The following is a 22,945-nucleotide window of genomic DNA, read 5'->3' on the forward strand; positions in this document are numbered from 1 at the left end:
GCTATTCATCAACCCGGATGCCCGTCTACCCGCGCCCGGCAGAGCATCGGCGCGTAGTTCAGGGCGAACAGGGCGAAAGCCAGGCCCCAGCAAGTGGCCGCCAGCCAAAGCCATTCACCTCCTGCCGCAACCCGAACCAAGGCGCCCAGATTGAGCAGGGCAAAGGCCCAGGCCATGGCCTTGGGTGGCTGCAAGGGGCGCCCGGTATGGCCGAGGCTGACCCGTGCCATCATCGCCAGGATCAACCCGCCCATTGCACCGACCGCTAATGCATGAGCGGCCAGGCTGGCTTGGGGCAGCCAACCCAGATGCCAGGCGGCCATGCTCAGGGCGGCAAGCATCAGCCAGGCATAGGCCAGGTGCAGTGACCAGAGCAGCGGCACGCGCCAGATCCCACGTAACTGCCAGCGCCACAGGCGCAAACCGTGCAGCGTCGCCAAACCGATGAACAGCAGCGCCAGCCAGGGCCGGGCTTGCAGGTTGTAGCCACTGGCGTTGAGCACGGCCACCAGCAGGCCGCCGAGCAGCAGCATACGGTCCTGCCAGGGATGCGCAGGGAAAGGTTCGATCCGGCCCAGGCCACGCTGGGTGAAGAACGGGATCACGCGGCCGCCGATCAGGCTCAGCAGCACGGCGATCAACCACAGTGCGGCGAGGGCACCTCGGCGTTGCAGGGCATCGTCGCCCAGAGCCAGGCCGCAGAGTGTCAACGACTGGCACAGAGCAAAAAGGCTCAGCACCAGCAGGATCGGATAGTTGTTGCGCTGTCTGGCGCTGATCAACTGACGCGCCATCTGCGCGATGAACAGGCCGACGAAAGCCAGTTGCAGGCCTATCAGCACGCTCAACTGCACCGGCACGAACCAGACCAGGCGTGCCGCCAGCCACAGCCCGAACAGCAGGATCAGCGGTCGTCCGCTCAGGCCGGGCTGCCCTGTCCAGGTCTGTACCGCCGTGAGCAGGAAGCCGGCGATGATCGCCAGACCGAAACCGAAAGGCATTTCATGGCGATGCCAGGCGAGCATGCCGCCTGGTATCGAAGAAGGGCTCGCCAGCCCCTGCAGCGCCAGGGCCCAAAGGGCAATGGCGAGCAGGGCGAAGAGGGCGCCGGCGAGGAAGAAGGCGCGAAAGCCCAGGCGCCAGAGCGGCGGTACCGCCAGCGCCTGTTTGCGATCAAGCAATTGCATGCGCACCCGCTCCCTCTACCAGCCTTTCCTGGGCGATAAGGCGCAGTACGTAGCCGATCTTCAGCACGCTCGGGCCGATCAGCGTCAGGCTATGCGCGAGTATCAGCGTGGCCAGGTTCAGATGCTTTTCCAGGCCATATGCCGCGACCATGCCCAGTATCAAAAGCAGCAGGCCAGCCCAGAGCAGGCGAGTGGACAACTGCAGAATCTGTACGGGTGGGAGATTGAGCGGGTACATGAGTCACCTCCTGATCGGTTAACTATCCAGAGCCGAAGCCGGGCCGAAGAACTCGTAACGGCTTTGCTCATCGGGTACGCCCAGCGCCTGCAGATGGCGTTTGACCTGTGCCATGAAAGGTTTCGGGCCCAGGAAGTAGGCGTCCAGGTCGCGCTCTGCCGGCAGCCACTGCTCGAGCAGCTCCTGGCTGAGGTAGCCCGTGGCATCTGCCAGATCACCATCACGTGGTTCGCTGTAGCAGACGTAGTGACGAATTTGCGGATGTTCGGCTGCGTGGGCGTCGACCCAGTCGCGGAAGGCGTGAACATCGGCGTTGCGGGCGCAGTGGATGAAGTGGATCGGGCGGCCGGAATGACGCGCTGCGTCGAGCATGGTCAGTGCTGGGGTGATGCCTACACCTGCAGTGATCAGCGCCAGCGGCTTGTCCGATTCGCTCAGGGTGAAGTCGCCTGCTGGTGGGAACAGGTCCAGCACATCGCCTTCGTGAACGTTGTCGTGCAGGTGGTTGGAGACACGGCCGCCCGCTTCGCGCTTGACGCTGATGCGGTACTCACGGCCATTGGCCAGGGCCGAGAGCGAGTAGTTGCGGCGCACTTCTTCGCCGTCCAGCAGCAGGCGCATACCGATGTACTGGCCGGGCAGGTAGTCGAGCAGAGCGCCGCCATCGACCGGTACCAGATGGAAGGAGGTGATCTCGTCGCTTTCGGCGACCTTGCGCGCTACCCGGAAGCTGCGCGCGCCGCGCCAGCCGCCGTGGGCTTCGGCATTCTGCTGGTACAACTGTTCCTCGGCGCCGATGAAAATGTCGGCCAGTTGCTGGTAGGCCACGGCCCAGGCATCGATCACTGCATCGGTGGCGATCTCTTCGCCGAGTACCTCGCGGATGGCGCGCAGCAGGCAACCACCGACGATAGGGTAATGCTCCGGCAGGATCTGCAGGGCCACGTGCTTGTTCACCACCTGCTTCACCAGTGGGCCCAATGCTTCGAGGCGGTCGATGTGGCGGGCGTACATCAGCACGCCGTTGGCCAGTGCCCGAGGTTGGTCGCCGCTGGCCTGGTGAGCTTGGTTGAACAGCGGACGTACCTGAGGGAACTCGCTGAGCATCATCCGGTAGAAGTGGGTGGTCAGCGCTTCGCCGCCGCTTTCCAGCAGAGGAACGGTGGCTTTGATGATGTCGCGTTGGGCGTTGGTGAGCATAGGATAATCTCCGCAAGGCAAATTAAGGTGCCGGTGTGGCTCGTCTGGCCACTGCTGGCGTGCTAGCGTTAGCGCTCTATCCATTCCATTAAGCGTGCCATTTATTTTTTTGTTTAAAATCAATGGCTTATTTATTTTTGTGTATTTATGACTGCAATGAAGTTCGGGTCATAAAGACACTTGGTAGTCGATATGACAGCTAACCTGTTACTGGAAACCCTGATTCCTCTGGTCGCTGACCTGTCCCGTGAACTGGACGACGGCGAGCGCTACCGGCGTCTGCTGGCAGCCCTGCGGCGCTTGTTTCCCTGCGATGCGGTGGCACTGCTCAAGCTCGACGGCGAGGTATTGCTGCCGGTGGCCGTGGAAGGGTTGAGCGCCGATACCCTTGGGCGGCGCTTCAGAATCAGCGAGCATCCTCGTCTGGCTGCCCTGGTGGAGCACCGCGGGCCGACCCGCTTTGCCGCCGATTGCGGGCTACCGGATCCCTACGATGGTCTGGTCGACGGCCTGCATGGCCATCTTGAGGTGCACGACTGCCTGGGTTGCCCGCTGTATCTGGATGAACAGCTCTGGGGCCTGCTGACCCTGGACGCGCTCGATCCTTCCAGTTTTGGCCGTGTCGATCTGGATGGCCTGGAGGCCTTTGCCGGCCTGGCTGCGGCGACGGTCAAGGCCAGTGAACGCATCAGTGGTCTGGCCCGCCGCGTCGAGACCGAGCGCCAACTGACCGAGTTGTACAAGCAGGCGCGCCAGCAGCCGCGTGAGCTGGTCGGGCAAAGCGCGGCATTGCGCAAACTGCAGGATGAGATTCGTCTGGTTGGTGACAGTCAGCTGACCGTACTGATCACCGGTGAGACCGGCGTTGGCAAGGAGCTGGTCGCCGAGGCCATTCATGCCGCATCGCCACGCGCCAGGCAGCCCTTGGTCAGTCTCAACTGTGCCGCGTTGCCCGACTCGCTGGTGGAAAGTGAGTTGTTCGGCCATGTGCGGGGCGCCTTTTCCGGTGCGGTGAACGAGCGCAGTGGCAAGTTCGAGCTGGCCGATGGTGGCAGTCTGTTCCTCGACGAGGTGGGTGAACTGCCGCTGGCGGTGCAGGCCAAGCTGTTGCGTGTGTTGCAGAGCGGTCAGCTGCAGCGGGTCGGCTCGGATCGCGAGCATCGCGTTGACGTCAGAGTGATTGCAGCCACTAACCGCGATCTGGCCGCCGAAGTGCGTGCCGGGCGTTTTCGTGCCGACCTCTATCATCGTCTGAGCGTTTATCCCTTGCCTGTACCTCCCCTGCGCGAACGAGGGCGTGACGTATTGCTGCTGGCCGGCTATTTCCTCGAAGAGAATCGGGCGCGTCTCGGGTTGCGCAGTCTGCGCCTTACTCCCGAAGCGCAGAGGGCGCTGCTGGCGCATGACTGGCCAGGCAACGTGCGCGAGCTGGAGCATCTGGTTGGCCGTGCCTCCATCAAGGCGCTTGCCCGGCATGGCGAGCGGCCGCGGATTCTCAGTCTGGACGTCGAGGACCTCGACTTGCCGAACACCGAAGCTGGCGCGTCGTTCGATGAGGCATTGGTGCCTGAGAGTCAGGTCACGCCGGGAGTGGAACTACGCAGCGCGGTGGACGCGTTCCAGCGGCGGCTGATCGAGCAGTGTCTGGCCCGTCACCAAGGTAAATGGGCCGATGCAGCGCGCGAGCTGGGCGTGGACCGGGCCAACCTCAGTCGCCTGGCCAAGCGCTTGGGCATTCGCTAGCTGGACTGTAGGAGGGGCTTTAGCCGCGATCAGTTCACGTCGCGGCTGAAGTCCTCCCACAGGTTTATCCCTGCTGGAACACCAGCGCCTTTAGCCCGCTTTCGGGCGAGGTATCGGGAAACTCCGGCGGATTGTCCAGGCGTTCGACGAAGCGCAGTTGCGGCGCCTCGGCGGCCATGCCGGCGATGAGGAAGTCCGGGCCGGTGTCCGGGTCGTTGACGCAGGCCAGCACCGTGCCGTGTTCGCTGAGCAGTTCCGGCAGGCGGCGGAGAATCTTGGCGTAGTCCTGGGTCAGGGCGAAGCTGCCTTTCTGAAAGCTCGGCGGGTCGATGATGATCAGGTCATATGGCCCGCTCTTGCGCACCTTGCCCCAGGACTTGAACAGCTCGTGGCCGAGAAACTCCACCTGGCTCAGGTCGTGCTGATTGAGGCGATGATTGTCGCGGCCACGGGTCAGCGCGGCGCGCGCCATATCCAGGTTGACCACCCGTGTCGCGCCACCGGCAATCGCCGCCACGGAGAAGCCGCAGGTGTAGGCGAACAGATTCAGCACGCGCTTGCCGGCCGCCTGCTGGCGCACCCACTGGCGGCCCAGGCGCATGTCGAGGAACAGCCCGCTGTTCTGCTTGCTGCCCAGATCGAGCAGGTAGTTGAGGCCGTCTTCGCAGATCGGCCACTGCGCCAGCTCTTCACCAGACAGCCATTCGCTCTCGCTGCCGTGCACGTAGCGGTGCTGCACCAGCAGGCCGCGGGCACCGCTGGCCTGCCATTGCGGCGTTTGCAGCAGCTCCAGCAGCAGCGGGCGCAGCTGCGCATCTGGCTCGCGGAACAGCATCACCAGGACGATACCCGACAGCCAGTCGACGGTGATCTGTTCCAGCCCCGGCCAGCAGCGGCCACGGCCATGGAACAGGCGGCGGGTCTCGGCGCCGGGCGGGTTTTCCAGCGCCTGCAGCAGGTGCTGGCGCAGCACGGTGAGCGGTGCATCAGTCATCGCGGGTCAGCACTTCCAGCAGTTCGATCTCGAAGGTCAGGTCGGAGTTGGGCGGGATCGAGCCGACGCTGCGCTCGCCATAACCCAGATGCGCCGGCACCTGCAGCTTGCGCTTGCCGCCCACCTGCATGCCCATCAGGCCCTGATCCCAGCCCTTGATCACCCGGCCGGTGCCGATCACGCACTGGAACGGCTTGCCGCGCGACCAGGACGAGTCGAACTCGCTGCCGTCGGCCAGCCAGCCACGGTACTGGGTGGTAATCAGCGCGCCCTTGACCACGGCCTTGCCGTCGCCTTGCTGCAGGTCTTCGATGATCAGTTCGTTGCTCATGTCGGGGGTTCCTTGCGATGACGATTTTGACTGGCCTGCACCGAGCGCTCGGCGGGGACGCGCAGCTGCTTGAGCAGGTAGTCGGCGAAGGTGGGGGCGTAGCCCTGCAGGGCGATGGCGCCGGCCATACAGCTCAGCCAGCTTTCGGCCAGTGCCTGGTCGATTGGCCACTGCGCATGGAAGGCCGGCACGCTGATGCTGCCGTAACGCTCGGCATACAGTCGTGGCCCGCCCAGCCATCCGCTGAGAAAGCAGCTCAGCTTCTCACGCGAGGCGCTCTGGTCGGTCGGGTGCAAGGCGCGCAGGGCGGCGGCTTCGGGGCGTTCGTCCATCAGCCGGTAGAAGTCGTCGACCAGGCGGCGCAGGCCGTCGATACCGCCGGCGGCCTGGTAGGAGGCATCGAGAGTGCCGTAGGGCAGGCTATCGCTCATGGCGCGCCTCCTGAAAAAGGCGCCATTGTAACCGCTGGCGTAGAATGCTCGGCCAGTTTGAAGCATATGCCCTGTGGGAGGCGCTTTAGCGGCAATTATCGCGGCTAAAGCCGCTCCTACAGATTGTCCATGACGCGCCCCCAATCCGATGACCCAACCCCAACAAGGCTTCGTGCTCAGCCGCCATTGGCGTGATACGCCGCAAGGCACCGAGGTAGCTTTTTGGCTGGCGACCGATGCCGGCCCGCTACAGGTGCGCCTGCCGCCTCAGGAGTCGGTGGCGTTTATTCCTGCCGAGCAGCGCGCTTGGGCCGAGCCATTGCTGCGTGGCGAGCAGGGCGCCGAGCAGCGCGAGCTGGCGCTGCGCGATTTTCGTCATCGACCGGTGCTGGGCCTGTACTGCCGCCAGTACCGTCAGTTGCTACAGCTGGAGAAGAAGCTGCGCCAGGTTGGCGTGGACGTTTACGAGGCCGATATCCGCCCGCCGGATCGTTATCTGATGGAGCGCTTTATCACCGCTTCGGTCAGCTTCAGTGGCGTTCAGCAGGCCGACGGCAGCCTGCTCTGTACCTCACTCAAGGCCGCTGCCGATTACAGGCCGACGCTGCGCCTGGTGTCGCTGGATATCGAGACCAGCGTGCGCGGTGAGCTGTACTCCATCGCCCTGGAAGGTTGCGGCCAGCGCCAGGTGTACATGCTCGGGCCGGCCAACGGTGATGCCAGTGGCGTCGATTTCGACCTCGAGTACTGCGACAGCCGCAAGACGCTGCTGGAATGCCTGAATGCCTGGCTCGAGCGGCATGATCCGGACGCCATTATCGGCTGGAACCTGGTGCAGTTCGACCTGCGCGTGCTGCGCGAACACGCCGAGCAGCTCAAGGTTCCGCTGCTGTTGGGGCGCGGGGGCGACGTGATGGGCTGGCGCCAGCACAACAGCAGCCAGCACTACTTCGCCGAAGCGGCGGGGCGCTTGATCATCGATGGCATCGAGGCGCTGCGCTCGGCCACCTGGAGCTTCCCTTCGTTCAGCCTGGAGTCGGTGGCGCAGACTCTGCTCGGCGAAGGCAAGGCGATCGACACGCCTTACGCGCGCATGGACGAAATTCAGCGCATGTTCGACGAGGACCGCCCGGCATTGGCGCACTACAACCTCAAGGACTGCGAGCTGGTCACGCGCATCTTTGCCCACACTGAGCTGCTCGCCTTCCTGCTCGAGCGCTCCAGCGTCACCGGCCTGGCCGCTGATCGCAGTGGTGGTTCGGTGGCGGCGTTCACCCACCTGTACCTGCCGCCGATGCATCGCCTCGGTTTCGTCGCGCCGAACCTGGGCGACATCCGTGGTGAGAACAGCCCCGGCGGTTTCGTCATGGATTCACGGCCCGGCCTCTACGACTCGGTGCTGGTGCTGGACTACAAGAGCCTGTACCCATCGATCATTCGCAGCTTTCTGATCGACCCGGTTGGCCTGGTGGAGGGCCTGGACAAACCAGGTGACGAGCACTCGGTAGAGGGCTTTCGCGGCGCGCGCTTTTCGCGCACCCGACATTGCCTGCCGGCCATCGTCGAGCGGGTGTGGCAGGGCCGCGAGGCGGCCAAGCGTGACAGCAACGCGCCGCTGTCGCAGGCGCTGAAGATCATCATGAACGCCTTCTACGGCGTGCTAGGCTCCAGCGGCTGCCGCTTCTTCGATCCGCGTCTGGCCTCGTCGATCACCCTGCGCGGGCATCAGATCATGAAGCGCACCCGCGAGCTGATCGAGGCCGAGGGCTACTCGGTGATCTACGGCGACACCGACTCCACCTTCGTCTGGCTCGGCCATGCCCACGCCGAGGCGGACGCCGCGCGCATCGGCCGGGCGCTGGTGGCCAGGGTCAACGCCTGGTGGCGCGAGCACCTGGCCGATGAATACGGCCTGAGCAGTGCCCTGGAATTGCAGTTCGAAACCCACTACCGGCGTTTTCTCATGCCCACCATTCGTGGCACGGAAGAGGGCAGCAAGAAGCGCTACGCCGGTCTGGTGCAGAGCGTCGACGGCAGCCAGCGCATGGTTTACAAGGGCCTGGAAACGGTACGCACCGACTGGTCGCCACTGGCGCAGCGTTTCCAGCAGGAACTGTACCGGCTGATCTTCGATGGCGCGGCTTATGAGGACTACGTGCGCGACTACGTCAGACGCACCCTGGCCGGCGAGCTGGACGACTTGCTGGTGTATCGCAAGCGCCTGCGCCGACGCCTCGACGACTACCAGCGCAACGTGCCGCCGCACGTGCGCGCCGCGCGTCTGGCTGACGAGCACAATCAGCGTCTGGGGCGCCCCTTGCAATACCAGCGCGGCGGCTGGATCAGCTACCTGATCACCACCGCCGGGCCGCAGCCGCTGGAGTGTCTGCAGTCGCCGGTCGACTATGACCATTATCTTGAGCGCCAGCTGAAGCCGGTGGCCGATGCCATCCTGCCGTTCGTGGGTGGCGACTTCGAGCGGCTGGTCGATGGCCAGCTCGGGTTGTTCTGAGTCGTCGTGTCGCAACGCAGGCACGTTGGCAGCCGGTTACCTACGATGCGCTTCGCGGTGCAAGCGCTCGAGCAGTGCCGTCAGCATCAGGCCAGGCAACGATGCCAGGCCCAGTAACGTCAGTTGGGCGAGAAACAGCCCATGGAATATTTCGCCGGTCATCCAGGTGTTGCCATAGGCGACAGCAAGCAGATTGACCGCACAGTAAACCGCTAACGCCGCGCACAGGCCGAACAGTATCAAGACCACCAGGCTACGCCGTAATAGGCCGCTAACGGTGGCCAGCAGAAACAGCATCCATCCCGGCAGGCAGGCCAACATCAGCTCGAAGGCGACACGACTGTCCGGCTCTATTGGCAGCGGCCAGGCCAGTCCCAAGCCGCCGTGCTGCAAGCGATAGCTCAGCAGGCCAATGAACAGTGCAGTGGTGGGCAGCAGCGATGCCCCCTGCAACAGCGCTGATCAGCGCGCTTGGCATGTCGGCAGCCGCGCCGGGCTGAGCATTGCTTCACTCAGTCCCGCGTCGAGCAAGGCTTGCGGCAGCGGTTGCCGGCGGATCAGCGCTGCACAGGCCTGGCCCATGGCAGCACTGGTCTGGATGCCATAACCGCCTTGCGCCGCGACCCAGAAGAAGCCATCCGCCTCGCTATCGAAACCGCCGACCAGATCACCATCGGCGACGAAGCTGCGCAGGCCGGCCCAGGTATGCGCCGGGCGGTGAATCTGCAGTGTGGTGTGATTTTCGATCTGATGGATGCCCAGGGCGATATCCAGCTCCTCCGGCTGCACGTCGTGCGGCGCCACTGGATCGGCGTTGGCTGGTGAGCCGAGCAGCAGGCCGGCATCAGGTTTGAAGTAGAAGGATTCGTCCAGGCTCACCAGTGCCGGCCAGGCCTGACAATCAAGAGCTTCTGCACTGAAGGTGAAAGCGCTTCGGCGCTTGGGTTGCAGGCCGATACCCAGCACCCCGGCCAGGCGCGCGATCTCGTCGCACCAGGCGCCAGCGGCATTGATCAGCATGCGTGTGAAGTAGCGTTGCCCGCTACATTCCACCTGCCAGCCGTCGACATGACGGCTGATCGACAGGACCTCACGGTTGCAGTGAACCTCGCCGCCTTGCTGGCGGATACCGCGCAGATAGCCCTGATGCAGCGCCGCTGTGTCGATATCGGCGGCGCTGGGGTCGAACAGCGCACCGTGCACGCGGTCACGGCGCAATGCCGGAACCATCGCGCAGGCCTCGTCCGCGCTGAGCAGGCGTGCCTGGGCGACATGCTCGCGGGCTTGTTCATACTGACGCTGCAGCTCGGCGGTGTCGCCGTTGAAATCCACCACCAGTTCGCCCCGCGGGGTGAGCAGCGGGTGTTCGCTGAAACCCGCAGGCGGCGCATCGTAGAAGGCGCGGCTGGCGGCGGTCAGCGCGCGTACCTGCGGCGTACCATAGGCCACAGTGTAGAGCGCGGCCGAGCGACCAGTAGAGTGGTAGCCCGGTTGCGACTCGCGCTCCAGGACGATGGTTTGGCCATGGCTGGCCAGAAAGTAGCCGGTCGATGCGCCGGCGATACCGGCGCCGATGATCAGGTAATCGCAGTGCTGCATGTCGTGTCGTTCGATGGGGTCAAATGAAAAAGGCGAAGCCACTGGCTTCGCCTTTGTTCTGTCGCGGCGGCTGGCTCAGTGCTTGCGTGGCACGGCCTTGAGCAACTCGTCCGGTGGCATTTCGCACTGGATCTTGCGGCCGATCAGCTCCTCGATCGGCGGCAGGGCGAAGGCGTCGTCCTCGCCGGCGAAGCTGATCGAGGTGCCGCTGGTGCCGGCGCGGCCGGTACGACCGATACGGTGCACGTAGTCATCCGGGTCTTCCGGCAGGGTGAAGTTGATCACGTGGCTGATGCCGTCGACGTGGATGCCGCGGCCGGCGACGTCGGTGGCGACCAGCACACGGATGTGCCCGGCGCGGAAGCCTTCGAGCACCTTGATGCGCTTGTGCTGCGGCACGTCACCGGACATCTGCGCGGCGCTGACGCCGTCACGGGTCAGGCGTTCCTCGATGCGGCGCACTTCATCCTTGCGGTTGGCGAATACCATCACCCGGTCCCAGGCGTTCTGTGTCACCAGGTTGTACAGCAGCTTGTACTTGTCGCTGGAGGCGACGGCGTAGACATGCTGCTCGACGGTGTCGCTGGCGACGTTTTCCGGCTCGATCTCGACGATGGCCGGGTTCACCGTCCACTGCTTGGCTAGGTTCATCACATCTTCGGTGAAGGTGGCGGAGAACAGCAGGGTCTGGCGTTCGCCCTTCATCGGTGTCTGGCGAATGATCTGGCGCACCTGCGGGATGAACCCCATGTCGAGCATGCGGTCGGCTTCGTCGAGCACCATCACCTCGACCATGTCCAGATGCACCTCGCCGCGCTGGTTGAAGTCCAGCAGGCGGCCCGGGGTGGCAACGAGGATGTCGCAGAAGCGCGACTCCAGTTGCTTGAGCTGTTTGTCGAAGTCCATGCCGCCGACGAAGCTCATGACGTTGAGCTTGCTGTACTTGGTCAGCTCGGCAGCATCCTTGGCGATCTGCACCACCAGCTCGCGGGTCGGCGCGATGATCAGCGCACGCGGCTCGCCCATGTAGCGCTCTTTCGGCGGCGGCGTCTGCTGCAACTGGGTGATGATCGAGATAAGGAAGGCGGCGGTCTTGCCTGTGCCGGTCTGGGCGCGGCCGATGGCGTCCTGGCCCTTGAGGGTGTGGCCCAGTACGCCAGCCTGGATCGGCGTGCAGTAGGGGAAACCGAGGTCATGGATGGCGTGCATCAGCTCGGGGGCGAGCTTGAAATCATGGAAGCGGGTCTTGCCTTCGGCGGGCTCGACCACGAAGTCTTCCAGCTTCCAGGTGTCGACTGGCTTGGGCGGGCGTTCGCGGCGCGGCTTGTCGGCCTTGGCAGGGCGAGCCGGCTGTTGCTCAGGGCGGGCGGCGTTTGCGCTGTCGCTGGCGTCGCGGGAGGGTTTGTTCTTGCGGGAGCGCTTTTCGTCTGCAGCAGGGGCCGGGGCTGGCACTGCTGCGGGGGACGGCTGTGGCTGCTCTTCTTCGGCTTTGCCGAACATTTTCTTGAGTGCTTTGAGCACGGGCTTCTCATCGACTGGTTAAGGAGTGAACGCTCGCCAGTGTAATGCAAGTCGCGAGCCTGGCGAAGTGCTTCGCTCGCGTCTGTCAAGGGGAGGCGTAGCTTGAATCTAATTCTTCCGGCAGGCTGGCCAGTAGCAGGCGCTGCACGTTGCCGCCCATGATCGCGGCGATGGCCGCGTCGTCGAAGCCGGCCTGTTGCAGCCCCTCGGTGAGCTGCGCCAGCCCGGTGACATCGAATGGCGTGTGCACTGTGCCGTTGAAGTCCGAGCCAAGCGCGACATGCTCGACGCCGACCTTGTCCACGCTGTAGCGGATAGCCTTGACGATGGCGGCGACCGAGGTGTCGCACACCGCGGTGCTCCAGTAGCCGATGCCGATCACCCCGCCGGTGGCGGCGATGGCCTGCAGGTGTTTGTCGCTGAGGTTGCGGGTGCCGGGGCAGGTGCCTTCGACGCCGGTATGCGAGACCAGTACCGGGCGCTTGGCGATGGCGAGCACGTCGTCGATCAGCGGGCGCGAGGCATGCGCCAGGTCCACCAGCATGGATTTCTCTTCCAGGCGGGCGATCACTTCGCGTCCCAGCGGCGTCAGGCCGCCTTTGTTCAGGCCGTGGGCCGAGCCGCCGACCTCGTTGTCGAAGAAGTGGGTGAGGCCTGCGATGCGAAAGCCGGCGTCATACAGAACGTCGACGTTTTCCAGTTTGCCTTCGATGGGTTGCAGGCCTTCCGTCGCGAGTAGAGCGGCGACGCGCTGCGGGTCCTGGTTCCAGGCTTCGACGAATCGCGCCAGGTCTGCGCGGGTACGAATCAGCGACAGGCGCCCGTCGCTGCCAGCGGCTGCGTCCTGAAGTTTCTGTGCCTGGTACAGCGCGCGCTGCAGCAGACTGTTCCAGGTTGCCCGAGGCCAGCGCTGGGCCATGGCCAGCAGGGTGATGTTGTCGCTGTCGGCGCCGTTGCTCTCCATGTTCAGGCCGCGTGGGGTCTTGGTCACCGTGGAGAAGACCTGCAGGCCGAGGCGGCCTTCGAGCATGCGCGGCAGGTCGGAGTGGCCGTAATCGTAGCGTTTGAGCAAATCGCGCTCCCAGAGCAGGGCGTCGTCGTGCAGATCCGCGACGAACAGGCCCTGATGCAGCTTCTGCGCAGTGGTGCTGGCTGGGTAAGGGGGCGGGGTGGCGACGCTGTTCATCTTGGCGTCGAGCAGTGTCGGCAAGGCAAGGACTGCGACGGCGGATAGGGGAAGGAGGAGCAACAGGGCGATCATCAGTTTGCGCATCGGAAGCCATCCAGGCGTGTTGTTATGCCGCGCACTCTAGCAGGGAATGGGACGTGCGTACCGATGAGGCGGTTTTCAACCGCTGAGGCAATTGCGTCCCTGTTGCTTGGCCTGATAGAGCGCGGCATCAGCCCGGGCGATCAGGCTCTGCAGCTCGTCTTTGGGCTGCATCTGAGCCAGGCCGATGGAGATGGTGATGCCGGGCAACACGCCAACCGGGGAATAGAAGGAGCCGATCTGCTCCAGGCTGATGCGCAGGCGTTCGCCGATACTGCGTGCTGCCTGAGTGGCGATCTCCGGCAGCAGGATGACGAACTCTTCGCCGCCGAAGCGTATCAGGCTGTCCTTGGGCCGCAATTGGCTGCGCAGGGTGTGGGCCACCAGACACAGGGCATAATCGCCAGCGAGGTGACCATGTTGGTCGTTGTAGGCCTTGAAGTGGTCGACATCCAGCATCAGTAGCGACAGGGGTTCGTCATTGAAGGCGCAGCGGGTGCTTTCACGCTCGAATACGTGTTCCAGCCAGCGTCTGTTGAAGCAACCGGTGAGGGTGTCGACGTTGGCATTCTGCTCGCTGTCGAGAATCTGCCGATTGCCCTGGCGTACGCGTTCGCAAAGCAGTTCCAGCAGGTTCTGCATCATCTGCGGGGATTGCTGGAACAATGCGATCAGCGATTCGCGATGCAGGCGCAGCACGATGGAGGGACGCTCGGCGACTACGTAGGCCGAGGGATGCTCGTTGTCGATGAAGCTGATTTCGCCAGCGCAGTCGCCCACTTCGAGAGTACTGACCGCCTGGTTATCCAGCGAGCCGAGATAGACGCGCAGTTGGCCTTCGATCAGCAGATAGAGGTGCTGGTTGCGATTGAATGGGGAGAGCAGCACTTCGCCTGCTTCCAGCTCGCAGGCACGAAATTCCCGCAGCAACTGATCCAGGCTGCTGGAGGCGACGTTCTGAAACAGCCGCAGTTGTTGGACTTGCTGCAGGTCTGCCTGCCAATGTGCCGGTTTCATCGCGATCTCGTCGTGCCGTGTCGGCACGAATAGGCCGGAAGGCATAACTAACGTTCCCTGTTATGTCCACGAACAATCGCCGACATTATTCCCTGCGCCAGGGCATGACAATGCTCGGCAAAACGCCGACCGACCAATGGCCTGACTTTGTTACGAAGCTGTTAACTGGCGCGCATCCTTGTGCGCTTCAGTTCACGCTGCGAAGTGGAGGCGATGGCCTACTGCATAGCCGGCAAGGCGTTGGCTGATGGCCGTCGCCAGCGCCTGATCCTGATTGGGCAGATAGACATGAGCCAGTTGACCGGCCTGGTCATCGCTCAGCACCTCCACACGGATGGCCGGGTGCAGCGCAGCAAGATCGGCCTGATAGACGCGGGCGATAGCATCGAAGCGTAACGCTGGCTTGAAAGTCTTGCCTACAGCTGTCAGCGGAATGGTGTCGATGATCCAGGCGTTCTTCGGTACGGCCGCTCGCTCAGGAATATGGCTGGCCGCATGTTTCAGCAACTCGGCTTCGCTGGCCTCGCTGCCTGGTTTCAACTGCACGTAGACCACCGGCAGTTCACCGGCTTTCTCGTCCGGTTTGCCTACGGCTGCTGCCATGGCCACGGCCGGGTGTTTGTGCAGGGCTTCTTCGATCATCTGAGGGTCGATGTTGTGACCGCCGCGGATGATCAGGTCCTTGCTGCGCCCGGTCAGCCAGATATAGCCATCGGCATCGACGCGGCCAAGGTCGCCGGTATTGAACCAGTCGCCGTCGACCCAGATGCCGGCATTCTTGTTGGCCTGCAGATAGCCCTTGAATACCGTTGCGCCACGGATGCACAGGTTGCCTATTTCGTTCTGCGCGGCGTCGCGCAGATAGCGGCCCTGGTCGTCGAGCACCTTGATACGTACTTCGCAGTAGGGCATTGGCAGGCCAATCGAGCCCGGGCGGCGTTCGCCAGCCGGCGGGTTGGCGCAACTGCCGCAGGTGCCCTCGGTCAGGCCGTAGCCTTCTATCAGCGTCAGGCCGGTCTTGGCCTCGAACTGACGGATCAGCTCGACCGGCATTGGCGCCGCACCGCACAGCGCGTACTTGAGTGACGACAGGTCGTGGCCGTCGCTGGGTACCTGCAACAGGCCGGCATAGATGGTCGGCACACCACTGAAGAAGCTGACGTGGTGGCGCTCGATCACTTTCCAGAAATTGCCGATCAGGGTCGTGTTGCGATAGCCCTGCGGTGTCGCCAGCAGCACTTCTGCGCCGCCGATGAAGGCAGCCAGGCCGGTGACCACCACGCCGTTGACGTGAAACAGCGGCAGGCCGCAGAGCGTCACGTCACCAGGGCCGAAGCGGGTGATCAGGTTCATGCTGTAGGCCATCGCCACTTCGTTGCCGTGGCTGTGCGGGGCTAGCTTGGGCGTGCCGGTGGTGCCGCCGGTATGAAAGTAGCTGGCGACATCATCGGGGGTGATGACCCGGCCACTTTCCAGGCGGTCGGCCGGGCAGGCCGCGATGGTTTCGTCGAAATCCAGCACACCCTCCGGCAACGCGCCGCGCTGAGCCTTGAGCGCACTGCGTTGCGGCTCGGGCAGCAGGTTGGCCATATCCACGCAGAGAATCGCCTTGAGCTCGGGCAGCTGTCCGCGCAGGGCATGAACCTTGTCCCACAGGTCGGTACCGGGGAAGGGGGCAAGGGTCACCAGCAGTTCGGAGTCCGAGGCGTGGATCAGCTCGGCGATATGTTCGGGGTCGAGCAGCGGATTGATCGCATTGACGATCCCGGCTGCTTCGCCGCCCCAGATGGTGTAGTGGGTCTGCGGCAGGTTCGGCAGCAGGAACGACACCGCCTTGCCCGGGCGTAGGCCCAGGCGATGAAAGGCGTTGGCGGTCTGCGTGACCTTGCCCAGCAGCTCGGCGTAGCTCAGGCGCAGCGGTGTTTCCTCGCCGTTGCCTTGAAGGATGAACGACAGCGCCGGTGCATCAGCATGCGCACTGGCAGTGCGGCGGATCAGCTCGAAAGTGCTTGGCGGCAGATCGCGCTCGCTCAGCGGCGTGTTTTCGATCCGTTCGATATCCTGCAGGGTGCGAATCAGGGGCGCTGTGCTCATTTATTGTGCATCTCTTCGGTTCGGTCAGCCGGCTTGCAGTTGGCTCAACCAGTCGGCGATATCGCGAATTTCTTCCGGCAGCACCTCATGTGCCATCGGGTAGTCGCGCCATTGCACCGGCACCCCACAGGCGTGCAGGCGATCATGCGCGGCGCGGCCCATGTCGGGCGTCACCACGTCATCGAATTTGCCATGCAAACACAGCACCGGCAGTTGTCTTTTTGTATCCGTGAGCAGCATTTCGTCGCTGAAGGTCGGCGCATAGGTCGACAGCGCCAGTACACCTCCGAGCGTTTCGGCATAGCGCAGGAAGGCGGTATGCAGCACCACCGCGCCGCCCTGGGAGAAGCCTGCCAGGACGATGCGTTCAGCGGCGATGCCGCTCTCTCGTTCGGCTTCTATCAGGGCAATGACCTGGTCGGCGGACGCCTCCAGTTGCGCCTGGTCGATGGCACGAGCCGGGCTCATGGCGAGGATGTCGTACCAGCTGGGCATGCTCCAGCCGCCATTGATGGTCACCGGCCGGGTAGGCGCTTGCGGCAGGATGAAGCGAGTGGTGGGCAGGCGCTCCTGCAGCATCTCGGCAACCGGCAGAAAGTCGTAGCGGTCGGCCCCCAGACCGTGCAGCCAGATGACGCTGGCGTCGGCGGTTTGTGGGGGCTGCAGAATCATGGGTGCGGTCATTGGTAGCTCCAGTGTGGTGCGCGCGCTCGATGTTGGGGCGGCACGATGTTCCAGTCTTGGCTAATCTGTGAATAAGTTGTCGCAAGGGTGAATATTTTGCTCTTGACCCTTTTTCATCCTGTCTTTTGCGCGCTGCTGGTACGGCGCTTGCTAAGGCTTATACGGACTGACGATGTAGTGCGGCAAAGGTAACACTGTGCCAGTGCCGCCTGCTCAACAGGCAGGAATCTGCTGTGTGGGGTTCCTAGTAGACCGTCCGGGCGACCGATCGCTCTGGCGGATGACGATCCGTCTCTGGCCCGTTCAACCAATGGGCAGGGTAGGGGTAGTTGGCCAGCAGAGGGCACCGCCAACAAGCCTCCGCCTGACGTCCGAACTTCTTGTCGAAACCGTTGCTGCCAGCGGATCGCGTACCTCAAAAGGGTGGGGAAGCAGGACTGAGACTCCAACACAACAAGAGCAACTGGAGGTTTTTGATGAAGATGGTGAAATCCACCCTGGCTATGCTGACTACCGCTGCAGTGCTTGGTGTCAGTGGCTTCGCTCACGCAGGCGCCACTCTGGACGCTGTGCAGAAGAAAGGCTTCGTGCAGTGCGGCATCAGTGACGGTCTTCCGGGCTTCTCCTACGCTGACGAAAAAGGTAACTACCTGGGTCTGGACGTCGACGTCTGCCGCGCCATCGCTGCTGCGGTCTTCGGTGACGCCACCAAGGTCAAGTACAGCCCGCTGACCGCCAAGGAGCGCTTCACTGCGCTGCAGTCCGGCGAAGTCGACGTCCTGTCGCGTAACACCACCTGGACCAGCTCGCGCGATGCGGCTCTGGGCCTGAACTTCACCGGCACCAACTACTACGATGGCCAGGGCTTTCTGGTTAACAAGAAGTTGGGCGTCTCCAGTGCCAAGGAGCTGGACGGTGCGACCGTCTGCATCCAGGCCGGTACCACCACCGAGCTGAACCTCTCCGACTACTTCCGCGCCAATGGCATGAAGTACACCCCCATTACCTACGATACCTCCGACGAGAGCGCCAAATCGGTTGAAGCCGGCCGTTGCGACGTGCTGACCTCTGACCAGTCGCAGCTGTACGCACAACGCATCAAGCTGGCCAACCCGGACGATTATGTGGTGCTGCCGGAAGTCATCTCCAAGGAACCGCTGGGCCCGGTCGTACGCCAGGGTGACGACGAGTGGTTCAACATCGTGCGCTGGAGCCTGTTCGCCATGCTCAACGCCGAAGAACTGGGCGTGACCTCGGCCAACGTCGAAGAAACCGCCAAAACCACCAAGAACCCGGACGTCGCCCGTCTGCTGGGTACCGAAGGTGAGTTCGGCAAAGACCTCAAGCTGCCGAAAGACTGGGCAGTGCAGATCGTCAAGCAGGTTGGTAACTACGGCGAGTCCTTCGACCGCAACGTAGGTGCCGGCAGCGAGCTGAAGATCGAGCGTGGTCTCAACGCCCTGTGGAACAAGGGTGGTCTGCAGTACGCACCGCCGGTGCGTTGACCGTCCACAGCGGCAGGCGAGAGTCTGTTCATAGGCTCGCGAGCTAGAGGCATGCAAGGAAAAAACAGGCGAAGAACGCTCGGAGTCGCGTACGACTTTACGAGTTGTAAATGAGCATTCTGAGCCTGTTTTTGACGCGGCAGGCCCGACGCGCAGCAGACTATGGGCAGGCTCTCCGGGCCTGCCGCTGTCGTTTCCGACTAGGTGAACTCCGGCCGGCTTGTGTGGGCCGGAGCTTCCATGAGGGTTGTTATGCACACGACTGCTAATGCCCCGCGCCCGCGTGGATCGCTTCTGACCGATCCGCAGGTGCGTGCGTGGCTGTTCCAGATCATTGCCGTGGTCGCCGTTCTGGCGCTCGGCTGGTTTCTCTTTCAGAACACCCAGGCCAACCTGGACAAACGGGGGATTACCTCCGGCTTCGGCTTCCTGAACAACAGCGCCGGTTTCGGTATTGCCCAGCATCTGGTCGATTACAGCGAAAGCGACAGCTATGGGCGCGTCTTCGTGATTGGCCTGCTCAATACGCTGCTGGTCTCGATCATCGGTATCGTGTTGGCTTCCATCCTCGGCTTCCTGCTGGGCGTGGCGCGTCTTTCACCGAACTGGCTAATCAGCAAGCTGGCGACCGTTTATATCGAGATCTTCCGTAATATCCCGCCATTGCTGCAGATTCTCTTCTGGTATTTCGCTGTATTCCTCGCGCTGCCAGGACCTCGACAGAGCCTCGATGTAGGCGAGGTCTTCTTTCTCAACAGTCGCGGCCTTTACATGCCGGCACCGAGCCCATCGGAGAACTTCGGGCTGTTCGCCGTGGTGCTGCTGGCGACCATCGTCGGCATCGTCGCTCTGGGACGCTGGGCGAAGAAACGACGTGAGGCCACAGGCAAGATCTTCCCGCTGCTGTGGACCTCGCTGGCGATGATCGTGGTGATTCCCGGCCTGGCCGTGCTTGTAGGCGGTAATCCGTTGCAATGGAGTGTTCCGGCGCTGACCGGTTTCAACTTCCGCGGCGGCTGGGTGATGATCCCGGAGCTGATGGCGCTGACCCTGGCGTTGACCATCTACACCGCCGCCTTCATCGCCGAGAACGTACGCTCCGGGATCATGGCCGTCAGCCATGGCCAGACCGAAGCTGCGCGCTCTCTGGGGCTGCGCTCGGGCATCACCCTGCGCCTGGTGATCATTCCGCAAGCCCTGCGAGTGATCGTGCCGCCGCTGACCAGCCAGTACCTGAACCTGGCGAAGAACTCCTCGCTGGCCGCCGGTATCGGCTACCCGGACATGGTCTCGTTGTTCGCCGGAACGGTACTCAACCAGACGGGCCAGGCCATCGAGGTGATCGCCATCACCATGAGCGTCTACCTCGCCATCAGCATCAGCATTTCCCTGCTGATGAACTGGTACAACAAGCGCATCGCGCTGACTGAGCGGTAAGGAGCAGCCATGCAGACCCATACGTTCAAACCGGATTTACCGCCGCCGCGCATGAGCGTCGGCGTGCTGGGTTGGCTCAAGGCCAATCTGTTCTCCAACTGGTTCAACAGCCTGTTGACCGTCTTCGCGATCTACCTGATCTGGCTGGTGGTACCGCCGCTGTTGCAGTGGGCGATCATCGACGCCAACTGGGTGGGCAGCACCCGCGCCGATTGCACCCAGGAGGGGGCCTGCTGGGTGTTCATTCAGCAGCGCTTCGGCCAGTTCATGTATGGCTTCTACCCGACTGAACTGCGCTGGCGCGTCGACACCACCCTGTGGCTGGCCATCGTCGGTGCCGCGCCCTTGTTCGTCCCGCAGATGCCACGCAAGGCTGTCTATGGCCTGGCGTTCCTGGTGATCTACCCGGTCATCGCCTGGTGCCTGCTGCATGGTGGCGTGTTCGGCCTGGAAACCGTGGGTACCAGCCAATGGGGCGGCCTGATGCTGACCCTGGTGATCGCCGCTGTGGGCATCACCGGCGCGTTGCCGCTGGGCATCCTGCTGGCGCTGGGGCGCCGCTCCAACATGCCGGCGATCAAGGTCATCTGCGTCACCTTCATCGAGTTCTGGCGCGGCGTACCGCTGATCACCGTGCTGTTCATGTCCTCGGTGATGCTGCCGTTGTTCCTGCCCGAGGGCATGCACTTCGACAAGCTGATGCGCGCGTTGATCGGGGTGATCCTGTTCCAGTCCGCCTACATCGCCGAAACCGTGCGTGGCGGCCTGCAGGCCATTCCCAAGGGGCAGTACGAAGCAGCGGCGGCCATGGGCCTGGGCTACTGGCGGATGATGGGCCTGGTGATCCTGCCGCAGGCGCTCAAACTGGTTATTCCGGGCATCGTCAACGTGTTCATTGCCCTGTTCAAGGACACCAGTCTGGTGATCATCATCGGTCTGTTCGACCTGCTCAACAGCATCAAGCAGGCGACCACCGACCCGGCGTGGCTGGGCATGGCCACCGAAGGCTACGTGTTCGCTGCGCTGATTTTCTGGATTTTCTGTTTTGGTATGTCCCGCTACTCCATGCATCTGGAGAGAAAGCTGGATACCGGCCACAAGCGTTAGGAGCTGTTCAGTATTTGCTGCGCGTCGGCCAGGCTGCGTTGAAAACATTCTCGGAATGCTCACGTACACCAGTACGCTCCGCTTCCTCGCTTGTTTTCCTCTTGCCTGGCTCTAGCTCGCTAAATCCTGAATCAGCCCCTTGGAGGAGTGAATTATGAGTGAAGCAGTCAAACAACCCAGCGCCGAGCCGATGATCCTGCTGCAAGGCGTGAACAAGTGGTACGGCCAGTTCCACGTGCTCAAGGACATCAACCTGAGCGTGCAGGCGGGTGAGCGCATCGTATTGTGCGGGCCGTCCGGCTCGGGCAAGTCGACCACCATTCGTTGCATCAATCGTCTCGAAGAACACCAGCAGGGGCGCATCGTGGTCGATGGCACCGAGCTGACCAGCGACCTCAAACACATCGAAGCGATTCGTCGCGAAGTGGGCATGGTGTTCCAGCACTTCAACCTGTTCCCGCACCTGACCGTACTGCAGAACTGCACCCTGGCGCCGATGTGGGTACGCAAGATGCCCAAGCGTCAGGCCGAGGAAATTGCCATGCACTTCCTCGAGCGCGTGCGCATCCCCGAGCAGGCTGGCAAATATCCGGGGCAGCTCTCCGGCGGCCAGCAACAACGCGTGGCGATTGCCCGTGCGCTGTGCATGAAGCCGAAGATCATGCTGTTCGATGAGCCGACCTCGGCGCTCGACCCGGAAATGGTCAAGGAAGTGCTCGATACCATGATCGGCCTGGCCGAAGATGGTATGACCATGCTCTGCGTGACCCACGAGATGGGCTTCGCCCGTACCGTGGCCAACCGGGTTATCTTCATGGACAAGGGCGAGATCGTCGAGCAGGCCGAGCCCGATACCTTCTTCACCAATCCGCAGAACGAGCGTACCCAGCTGTTCCTCAGTCAGATCCTGCACTGAGGCGGTTGCATGATGAAAAAGGAGCCTGCGGGCTCCTTTTTCATTTTCAGTGGCAGAGCTGGGCTCGCGTCTGCCTGGCCCTGAATGGCTTCAGCCGTGACGCGCAGCGTCAGCTGACTCGCGCCATGCGCTTGCGAAAGGCGCCGGGGGTTTCCCCGCAGAGCTGCTTGAACAGCTTGGCGAAGGTGGCGCGGTCGGCGTAACCGACCTGGCTGGCGATCTGCTCCAGCGAGTGGTTGGGCTGGGCCAATGCCTGCTGCGCGGTGCTGATACGCAAGCGCTGCAGGTAATCGTTCGGGGTCAGCCCGGTGGCGGCCTTGAAGCGTCGCAACAGGGTGCGCGGCGAGCAATGCGCCTTGCCGGCCAGCCGGGCGAGGTCAATTGGCTCCGCCAAATGTTCGCGCAGCCAACCCAGCAGAGGCGCCAACGCCACATCGTTGCAGCCTTCCGGCAGCAGCGGAGCGAAGCGTGTCTGCGTGCCGCGCTGGCGCTCCACCACCATGGCGCTGGCCACCTGCTGTGCCAGCCATTCGCCGGCGTGCAGGGCAATCAGATGCAGACACAGATCCAGCCCGGCCTGGGCGCCGCCGGAGCAGAACAGTTGGCCATCTTCGGTCAACAGCAGATCGCTGCGCAGCTGCACCTGGGGGTAGCGTCTGGCAAAGGTATCAGCGAGTGCCCAGTGGGTGGTCGCCTGACGGCCGTCCAGCAGCCCGGCAGCGGCCAGCAGGAAGGCGCTGCTGCACAGGCTGGCGACTTGCTGCCGGTTACGTTGTGCCAGCCAGGGCAGCAGCCTGGCGTTGCTTTCCAGGGTAAGGCCGACTGCACTGCCGGTGGCTGGCACGATCAGCAGGTCGGCCTGCTCAGCCAGAACCAGGCCGCCATCGACCTGGATCTGGGCGAAGTCCAGTTGCACGGGGCGGGCGTCGAGGCTGAAGCGCTGGAGCAGGAAGCGTGGCACTCCTGCCAGACGATTGGCCAGGCTGAAGGCATCCTGCGCCATGCTCAAACTGGAACACACGGTTTGTGGGCAGACGTACAGCGCGATTCGCAGCATGGCAGTGACCATTCAAGAGATTGGCGATTATTGACACAAAGTTGTCTTTATCGCCAATCGCTCTCAGGCCGGTCGACGGACAGACTAGGCTGCATTCATCAG

General features: G+C 63.2%; 20 protein-coding genes. 6 read left to right on the top strand and 14 right to left on the bottom strand.

The window, feature by feature from the left end; genetic code table 11:
* Window positions 1–8: 8 nt before the first annotated feature.
* From ACJRW5_RS21770 to hmpA, 3 genes are read right to left on the bottom strand one after another with little or no spacing between them, the layout of a single operon-like run.
* Window positions 9–1,187, bottom strand: a complete 1,179-nt coding sequence (locus tag ACJRW5_RS21770; RefSeq protein WP_484572577.1) for an NnrS family protein — start codon at window positions 1,185–1,187, stop codon at window positions 9–11.
* Window positions 1,174–1,425, bottom strand: coding sequence for a transmembrane sensor/regulator PpyR (locus ACJRW5_RS21775; protein WP_484572578.1), 252 nt, complete (start codon window positions 1,423–1,425; stop codon window positions 1,174–1,176). Before ACJRW5_RS21775 ends, ACJRW5_RS21770 begins: the two co-directional genes overlap by 14 nt.
* Window positions 1,426–1,443: 18 nt before the next feature.
* Window positions 1,444–2,625, bottom strand: coding sequence for an NO-inducible flavohemoprotein (gene hmpA, locus ACJRW5_RS21780; RefSeq protein ID WP_484572579.1), 1,182 nt, complete (start codon window positions 2,623–2,625; stop codon window positions 1,444–1,446).
* Window positions 2,626–2,817: 192 nt separating this feature from the next.
* On the opposite strand from hmpA, the gene norR reads away from it, so the two are divergent.
* Window positions 2,818–4,368 (top strand): nitric oxide reductase transcriptional regulator NorR, encoded by a 1,551-nt coding sequence (gene norR, locus ACJRW5_RS21785; RefSeq protein ID WP_484572580.1) that lies wholly within the window; start codon window positions 2,818–2,820, stop codon window positions 4,366–4,368.
* Window positions 4,369–4,432: 64 nt separating this feature from the next.
* Here norR and ACJRW5_RS21790 read toward each other — a convergent pair whose 3' ends face one another.
* Genes ACJRW5_RS21790 through ACJRW5_RS21800 form a run of 3 tightly spaced genes read right to left on the bottom strand, consistent with a single transcriptional unit; the run spans window position 4,433 to window position 6,124 of the window.
* The gene (locus ACJRW5_RS21790) at window positions 4,433–5,362 is read right to left on the bottom strand and encodes a class I SAM-dependent methyltransferase (RefSeq protein WP_484572581.1); all 930 of its coding nucleotides are present in this window, start codon (window positions 5,360–5,362) and stop codon (window positions 4,433–4,435) included.
* Window positions 5,355–5,693, bottom strand: a complete 339-nt coding sequence (locus ACJRW5_RS21795) for an FKBP-type peptidyl-prolyl cis-trans isomerase (RefSeq protein ID WP_484572582.1) — start codon at window positions 5,691–5,693, stop codon at window positions 5,355–5,357. Before ACJRW5_RS21795 ends, ACJRW5_RS21790 begins: the two co-directional genes overlap by 8 nt.
* Window positions 5,690–6,124 carry a group II truncated hemoglobin gene (locus tag ACJRW5_RS21800; protein ID WP_484572583.1) on the bottom strand — a complete coding sequence of 145 codons (435 nt, stop codon included), beginning with the start codon at window positions 6,122–6,124 and terminating at the stop codon, window positions 5,690–5,692. Before ACJRW5_RS21800 ends, ACJRW5_RS21795 begins: the two co-directional genes overlap by 4 nt.
* 148 nt (window positions 6,125–6,272) lie before the next feature.
* On the opposite strand from ACJRW5_RS21800, the gene ACJRW5_RS21805 reads away from it, so the two are divergent.
* Window positions 6,273–8,636 (top strand): DNA polymerase II, encoded by a 2,364-nt coding sequence (locus tag ACJRW5_RS21805; protein ID WP_484572584.1) that lies wholly within the window; start codon window positions 6,273–6,275, stop codon window positions 8,634–8,636.
* Window positions 8,637–8,672: 36 nt separating this feature from the next.
* Here the strand turns inward: ACJRW5_RS21805 and ACJRW5_RS21810 are convergent, their stop codons facing one another.
* The 7 genes from ACJRW5_RS21810 to ACJRW5_RS21840 form a co-directional block, all read right to left on the bottom strand.
* Window positions 8,673–9,089 (bottom strand): hypothetical protein, encoded by a 417-nt coding sequence (locus ACJRW5_RS21810; protein ID WP_484572585.1) that lies wholly within the window; start codon window positions 9,087–9,089, stop codon window positions 8,673–8,675.
* 9 nt (window positions 9,090–9,098) lie between these two features.
* Window positions 9,099–10,235: an NAD(P)/FAD-dependent oxidoreductase gene (locus ACJRW5_RS21815; protein ID WP_484572586.1), complete on the bottom strand. Its 1,137-nt coding sequence runs from the start codon at window positions 10,233–10,235 to the stop codon at window positions 9,099–9,101.
* A 75-nt stretch (window positions 10,236–10,310) separates the two neighbouring features.
* Window positions 10,311–11,756, bottom strand: coding sequence for an ATP-dependent RNA helicase RhlB (rhlB, locus tag ACJRW5_RS21820; RefSeq protein WP_484572587.1), 1,446 nt, complete (start codon window positions 11,754–11,756; stop codon window positions 10,311–10,313).
* Window positions 11,757–11,841: 85 nt separating this feature from the next.
* Entirely contained in the window at window positions 11,842–13,029 is a 1,188-nt protein-coding gene (locus tag ACJRW5_RS21825; protein ID WP_484572588.1) for a dipeptidase, read from the bottom strand.
* A 75-nt stretch (window positions 13,030–13,104) separates the two neighbouring features.
* Complete coding sequence (locus ACJRW5_RS21830; protein WP_484572589.1) at window positions 13,105–14,043, bottom strand: GGDEF domain-containing protein; 939 nt, start codon at window positions 14,041–14,043, stop codon at window positions 13,105–13,107.
* A gap of 192 nt (window positions 14,044–14,235) precedes the next feature.
* Window positions 14,236–16,137: an acyl-CoA synthetase gene (locus ACJRW5_RS21835; RefSeq protein ID WP_484572590.1), complete on the bottom strand. Its 1,902-nt coding sequence runs from the start codon at window positions 16,135–16,137 to the stop codon at window positions 14,236–14,238.
* A 24-nt stretch (window positions 16,138–16,161) separates the two neighbouring features.
* Window positions 16,162–16,821 (bottom strand): alpha/beta hydrolase, encoded by a 660-nt coding sequence (locus ACJRW5_RS21840; protein WP_484572591.1) that lies wholly within the window; start codon window positions 16,819–16,821, stop codon window positions 16,162–16,164.
* 476 nt (window positions 16,822–17,297) lie between these two features.
* Between ACJRW5_RS21840 and ACJRW5_RS21845 the strand changes: the two genes are divergently transcribed.
* From ACJRW5_RS21845 to ACJRW5_RS21860, 4 genes are all read left to right on the top strand, one after another.
* Entirely contained in the window at window positions 17,298–18,326 is a 1,029-nt protein-coding gene (locus ACJRW5_RS21845; RefSeq protein WP_484572592.1) for an amino acid ABC transporter substrate-binding protein, read from the top strand.
* 252 nt (window positions 18,327–18,578) lie between these two features.
* A complete protein-coding gene (locus ACJRW5_RS21850) occupies window positions 18,579–19,763 on the top strand; it encodes an amino acid ABC transporter permease (protein WP_484572593.1) in 1,185 nt (394 codons plus the stop codon).
* Between the two features lie 9 nt (window positions 19,764–19,772).
* Window positions 19,773–20,870: an amino acid ABC transporter permease gene (locus ACJRW5_RS21855; protein WP_484572594.1), complete on the top strand. Its 1,098-nt coding sequence runs from the start codon at window positions 19,773–19,775 to the stop codon at window positions 20,868–20,870.
* 154 nt (window positions 20,871–21,024) lie between these two features.
* Entirely contained in the window at window positions 21,025–21,786 is a 762-nt protein-coding gene (locus ACJRW5_RS21860; protein ID WP_484572595.1) for an amino acid ABC transporter ATP-binding protein, read from the top strand.
* A 109-nt stretch (window positions 21,787–21,895) separates the two neighbouring features.
* On the opposite strand, the gene ACJRW5_RS21865 is transcribed toward ACJRW5_RS21860, so the two are convergent.
* On the bottom strand, window positions 21,896–22,843 hold the full coding sequence (locus ACJRW5_RS21865) for a GlxA family transcriptional regulator (protein WP_484572596.1): 948 nt from the start codon (window positions 22,841–22,843) through the stop codon (window positions 21,896–21,898).
* Window positions 22,844–22,945 lie beyond the last annotated feature (102 nt).

It is taken from the genome of Pseudomonas pichavaramensis (assembly GCF_050473265.1).
GTDB lineage: Bacteria > Pseudomonadota > Gammaproteobacteria > Pseudomonadales > Pseudomonadaceae > Aquipseudomonas.